At 66.7% G+C, this 1699-nt stretch carries 2 protein-coding genes; one reads left to right on the forward strand and one right to left on the reverse strand.

Annotation, left to right across the window (positions count from 1 at the left end):
- Positions 1-1331, reverse strand: a 1331-nt coding sequence (locus F8R15_RS20835) for a proton-conducting transporter membrane subunit (RefSeq protein ID WP_152845870.1), incomplete at its 3' end; no start/stop codon positions are given.
- 93 nt (positions 1332-1424) lie between these two features.
- Between F8R15_RS20835 and F8R15_RS20840 the strand changes: the two genes are divergently transcribed.
- Positions 1425-1699: LysR family transcriptional regulator (locus tag F8R15_RS20840; protein WP_152845871.1), on the forward strand; the 275-nt coding region annotated here is incomplete at its 3' end.

Raw genomic sequence — 1699 nt, forward strand, 5'->3', positions numbered from 1 at the left:
GCCGAGAGCGCATTCGCCCCCCAATGCAGCGCGAAATAGCCAAGGGTCGCGCCCAGAGACATCAGCGTCGTGCGCCAGAACAGAGGCCAGGGTGCGGCCTCCGCCAGCCCCTGCGCGATCAGGTAGGCCACACCGAAGACGAGGATGGCCCCGAGCGCGATCGCCTGTGGCGGCTCGTGCCAGAGCCCGGAGAGCGCGAGCGCCCCGCCATAGATCGCAAGCGAGAGCGCGAAAGCACGCAGCACCGCCCCGGCGCCCGGCACGGCGACAGGGCCGGGCCGGCGCTGCTGCGCCACTGCGGCGACCGCGCTGCCCGAGGACAGGAAGGCATGCGCCTTGTAGAGCGAATGCGCCACGATATGCAGAAGCGCCAGCGGGAACAGCGCCAGTCCGCATTGCAGCACCATGAAGCTCATCTGCGCACAGGTGGACCAGGCAAGCGAGGTCTTCACCGCCGATTGCGTCGTCGCCACCGCCGCCGCGATGAGTGCGCTGAGCCCGCCGATCAGCGCCAGCACCGCCAGGACCCCGGGCGCTGCGAGCATCACGTCCGCGAAGCGGATCAGCAGGAACCCTCCGGCATTGACCACGCCCGCATGCATCAGCGCCGAGACCGGGGTCGGGGCCTCCATCACCTCGGTCAGCCAGCCATGGGTCGGGATCAGCGCGGATTTGAACACCGCAGCGACGGCCAGAAGACCCGCCACGATCCAGAGCGAGGACGGCCCGTTTCCGGCGCGCGCGGCCTCGGCGATACGCGCGATGTCGGTGGTGCCGAAACCATGCGCGAGCAGGCTCACCGCGATAAGTAGCGCGCCGCTTGCGATCAGCCCGCTAAGGGATTTCTTGCGTGCCGCCCGCTGCGCGCCGGGACGCTTGGGGTAGAAGAGCAGGAGTCGCTGCAGGCCCGAGCCGACTGCGACCCAGGCGACCATCAGCTGGAACAGGTTGCCCGCCACCACAAGCGCCAGAACGCAGGCGAGTGTCAGGCTCATCCAGCCCATGAACCAGCTTTGCCGCGCCTCGCCATCGAGGGCGACCCGCGAGAAGCGCAGCGTTACCCAGCCGACGAAGCCGACCGTCAGCGCCAGCGAGATGCTGACGATATCGCTGCGCGCCGACAGCCCGATGCCCGCCGCGCCAAGGAGCGGGCTCGTCTGAGGCCCTGACAGCGCAAGCGCCGCCGCCGCGATGAGTGTCGCGAGCAGCCCCAGCACCGCGGCCAGTTCCGGCCCACGCAGGCGCGCCCCGGCCCGTGTCGCAGGGCGGAGAAGCAGATCTGTCCCGACCGCGATCAAAAGCGCCGGGGGCAGCAGTAGAAGATAAGACATGGCAACCTCCATTCCGTTCCGGGGAGAGGTAGCGGTGGTTCATCTTGAATAAAAATTCATTGTTTGCCCCATATCGTTCTGTTTAATGGAACGATGTCGGAGCTGAACTATCATCATCTGCGCTATTTCCACGAGGTCGCGAAGGACGGAAACCTGACGCGCACGGCGGATCGTTTGAACGTTTCGCAATCGGCGCTCTCGACGCAGATCCGCACATTAGAGGCGCGGATCGGGCACCAGCTGTTCGAGCGCCGCGGTCGCCAATTGGTTTTGACTGAGGTGGGCCATATCACGCTCGACTATTCGGAGCGGATTTTCGAGGCGGGCGAAGAACTTGAAGCCACGTTGCGGCAGGCTTCGGCGGGGCG

It is taken from the genome of Thioclava sp. JE_KL1, assembly GCF_009296265.1.
Taxonomy (GTDB): domain Bacteria; phylum Pseudomonadota; class Alphaproteobacteria; order Rhodobacterales; family Rhodobacteraceae; genus Thioclava.